The 3,951-nt window shown below is 64.0% G+C and carries 5 protein-coding genes; all 5 read left to right on the top strand.

Going from position 1 to position 3,951, the window contains the following annotated elements; all coding sequences use genetic code 11:
- Positions 1 to 585, top strand: a 585-nt coding sequence (locus HY896_02195) for a lectin (GenBank protein ID MBI5575156.1), incomplete at its 5' end; no start/stop codon positions are given.
- Positions 586 to 689: 104 nt separating this feature from the next.
- Positions 690 to 1,487 (top strand): enoyl-ACP reductase, encoded by a 798-nt coding sequence (locus HY896_02190; GenBank protein MBI5575155.1) that lies wholly within the window; start codon positions 690 to 692, stop codon positions 1,485 to 1,487.
- A gap of 52 nt (positions 1,488 to 1,539) precedes the next feature.
- Positions 1,540 to 2,712 (top strand): ABC transporter substrate-binding protein, encoded by a 1,173-nt coding sequence (locus HY896_02185; GenBank protein ID MBI5575154.1) that lies wholly within the window; start codon positions 1,540 to 1,542, stop codon positions 2,710 to 2,712.
- A 27-nt stretch (positions 2,713 to 2,739) separates the two neighbouring features.
- Positions 2,740 to 3,663, top strand: a complete 924-nt coding sequence (locus tag HY896_02180) for a branched-chain amino acid ABC transporter permease (protein MBI5575153.1) — start codon at positions 2,740 to 2,742, stop codon at positions 3,661 to 3,663.
- Between the two features lie 46 nt (positions 3,664 to 3,709).
- On the top strand, positions 3,710 to 3,951 hold a 242-nt coding region (locus HY896_02175), incomplete at its 3' end, for a branched-chain amino acid ABC transporter permease (protein ID MBI5575152.1).

Below are 3,951 nucleotides of genomic sequence, written 5' to 3'. Positions count from 1 at the left end.
GGCGACATGAGCTTCTTCGTCAGCAGCGCCGGCTCCGGCAAAGGGGGAGACCTCGGCGGGCTCGAAGGGGCCGACCGGATTTGCAAGACGCTGGCCGAGGCCGCGGGCGCAGGCGGGAAGACCTGGCGGGCCTACCTGAGCACGCAGGGCTCCAACGCAGTGAATGCCCGCGACCGGATCGGAAAGGGCCCCTGGTCCAATGCCAAGGGGGTCGTCATCGCAAATAACCTTGACGGGCTGCACGGGCCGGAGAACAACATCAACAAGCAGACGGCGTTGAACGAGAAGGGCGAGATCGTCCCGGGCCGGGGAGATGCGCCGAACATGCACGACATCCTCACCGGATCGAGGCCCGACGGCACGGCATTCGGCAACGAGGCGGACAGGACATGCTCCAACTGGACCAGCAGCGGCGCCGGGGCGGCGATGGTCGGCCATTCCGACCGCACCGGGCTCGACGACAGCGCGGCGGCGAAGTCGTGGAACTCGTCGCACCCCTCGCGCGGGCCGGAAGGCGGCTGCAGCCAGAAGGACCTGCAAGGCACGGGCGGGATGGGATTCATATACTGCTTCGCGGCTGATTAAAGGAGTCACGGCGGCACGATTCGCTTGCAGGATCCCCACGATGCGCGTGCCCTTTCCGGTGCTCCCTGCTAAGATTGGGTGTGACCGAAAACGGGGGGTGTATCGTGGGAATTCTGCAAGGCAGGAAAGGGTTGATATTAGGCGTCGCCAACGATAAATCCATCGCGTGGGGCGTGGCCAGGGCCTGTCACCGCGAGGGGGCCGAGCTGGGTTTCAGCTATCTCGGCGAGTCGCTTAAAAAACGCGTTCTCCCCCTGGCGGAGTCGATCCGTTCGAGTTTCGTGGAACCGCTCGACGTCGGCGACGACGCCCAACTGGACGATTTCTTCGCAAAGGTCGAGGCCCGTTGGGGGCGGCTCGACTTCATCGTGCACTCCATCGCCTTCGCCAACAGGGAATCGCTGAAAGGCGATTTCCGGGATACCTCCCGCGCCGATTTCCATCTTGCGCTCGATATTTCCGCCTACTCATTCATCGCCTGCGCCCGGCGGGCGGCCCGGTTGATGGGACCGGGGGGGTCCATGGTGACGATGAGTTACCTCGGGGCGGTGCGCGCCGTGCCGAACTACAACGTGATGGGCGTGGCGAAGGCGGCGCTCGAAGCGGCGACCCGTTACCTGGCGTACGATCTCGGGCGTGAAGGGATCCGCGTCAACGCAGTCTCGTCGGGGCCGATCCGCACGCTGGCGGCCTCCGGGGTCGTCGATTTCCGCAAACTGATGGAGAAGGGCGCGCGCGGCGCACCGCTCAGGCGGAACGTGTCGCAGGAAGAGGTGGGGAACGCCACCGCGTATCTGCTTTCGGACTGGGCATCGGGCGTGACCGGCGAAGTGCACTACGTCGACGCGGGGTTCAACATCGGCGCCGGCGACCCGGGCGCCGAATCGGCCGCATCGGACTAGGCGCTCGAAGTATCGGGAACCAACTGGCCGCAACCGTATTGAGGAGGGAGAGATGCGAACACGATCGCTGGCCGTCATTTGTGTTCTTGCCGGGCTTCTGACGTTCTTCCTTTCCGGACCTGTTCTGGGGCAGACGATCAGGATCGGGATCAACGCCGAGATCACGGGCGATATCCCGAAGGTCGGAGAGGGGACGAAGTTCGCGGCCCAGATGTGGCTCGAGGACGTGAACGCCGCCGGGGGGCTGGCGGTCGGGGGGAAGAAGTACAAGGTCGCGCTCGTCATCGAGGACAACGAGTCCAAGGCGGAATCCGCCGTGAAGGCCGCAACCAAGATGATCACCGAAGACGGGGTGCTCGTCATGGTGGGGCCGCAGGCCTCCAAGCAGGCGGTCCCGGCGGGCGGGATCGCCAACAACTACAAGACTCCCATGATCACCCCGTGGTCCACCAACCCGGACACCACCAAGGGCCGGCCCTACGTGTTCCGCGCCTGCTTCCTCGACCCCTTCCAGGGCCCGGTGCTGGCGAAATTCATCTCGTCGGAGTTCAAATTCACCAAGGCCGCGGTCCTTTACGACGTGGCAAGCGACTACCCGAAGGGGCTGGCCGAATACTTCAAGAAGGCGTGGGAAGAGCTGCACGGCAAAGGGTCCGTCGTGGCATACGAAAGCTTCACCACGAAGGACACCGACTTCAGCTCGCAGCTCACCAAGATCATAAAGTCGGGCGCCCAGGTGCTCTTCACCCCCCAGTACTATAACGAGGTCGCCCTGATCGTGCCGCAGGCGCATCAGCTCGGATGGAAAAAGCCGATCGTCGGGAGCGACTCGTGGGGCTCGGCGGAGACCGTCACCCTCTGCGGCAAGGACTGCTACGGGCTCTTCTTCAGCACGCACTACGCCGCCGCGGGGGCGAAGGGGGAGACCAAGGCGTTCATCGACAGGTACCGGAAGAAATACGGCTACGTGCCCGACGACGTGGCGGCGCTCACCTGGGACGCCATGAAGCTCGTACAGAAGGCGATCCAGGATACCGGCGGGCTCACGGGAGACGTGAAGAAGGACCGGGAGAACGTCCGCGCGGCGATGGGACGGATAAAGAAATTCAAGGGGATCACCGGCGAGATGACGTTCTCCGGCGGGGGCGACCCGAGCAAGTGCGCGGTCATCGTCCGGATCAGCGACAAGGGCCAGTTCGAGTTCTACAAGTCCGCCTGTCCGTAAAGGAGCGGCGGCGCAGTCGCCCGATCGATGGCTTACTTTTTCCAGAACCTGGTAAACGCTCTCCAGTGGGGGAGCTTCTACGCCCTGATCGCGCTCGGCTATTCCATGGTTTACAGCATCCTCATGCTCTTCAATTTCGCGCACGGCGATATCTTCATGGTGGGGGCGTACATCGGCTTCGGAGTGTCCACGGCGCTCATCGGCTTTGCCGCGATGGGCGCCGTCGCCATGCCGAACTGGCTGATCCTGGTGCTGACCATCCTCTTCTCGATGTTCCTGACCTCGTTCGTGGGGATCATCGTGGAGCGGGTGGGATACCGGCCCTTGCGAAACGCGCCGCGCGCCTCCGCCGCGATCACGGGCCTGATGATCGGCATCATCCTTGAGACCGGCAACCTGGCGCTGATGGGGGCCAGGCGGGTCAGCTTCCCGTCCCTGATCGCGACCGCCACCTATGACCTGGGCGGCGTATTCGTCACCAACAAGAAGATCATGATCGTTCTCGTATCGCTGCTCCTTGCCGTTGCCCTGCACCAGTTCGTGCGTCGAACGAAGTGGGGGATGGCCATGCGGGCGATGGCTTACGACCCATCGGTCGTCCCGCTGATGGGGGTGCCGCTCAACAGGATGATCGCCCTCACGTTCGCCCTGGGTTCCGCGCTGGCCGCGGCCGCGGGGATCCTCTTCGGCGTCGCCTACCCCGTGCTGGACCCGTACATGGGGATCCTGTTCGGATGGAAGGCGTTCGTGGCCGCCATCCTGGGGGGCAGAGGGTCGGTGATCGGGGCGACGCTCGCCGGTTTCCTCCTGGGGTTCACCGAGATATTCGTCGCCATGGTCTTCCCCTCCACGCTGCGCGACCTGATCGCCTATTCCATAATCCTGCTGATCCTGACGGTGCGGCCGCACGGATTTTTCGGGGAGCCGTACAGCGCCCGGTTGAGGCTGTAGCCGGCCGATGACGGGGGGAAAAGGAAACGGGGGGAACGCCGAACGTGTGAAGTCCCGTCTCCGGGACTTCCTGGCGCCTTATTCACGGGTCCCGCTGCTCGGCTGGTTTTTCGGCGCACTGACGGTGGTCACGCTTGAACGCCTTTTCGGCGCTTCTCTCGCCGATGTGCTTGGATTGCAGAAGATACCGGTCCTGTTCGGCTTCTCCGACATGCTGAAGAACCCCGCCCTGATTCCCGGCGTGATCCTGTACATGCTGATCGTCTACGCGGTTCCGGCGGCGGTCGC

Source organism: Deltaproteobacteria bacterium (assembly GCA_016218975.1).
In the GTDB taxonomy this organism is placed as follows: Bacteria; Desulfobacterota; Deferrimicrobia; order Deferrimicrobiales; family Deferrimicrobiaceae; genus JAENIX01.
This window is presented reverse-complemented; position numbering and strand designations above follow the sequence as displayed.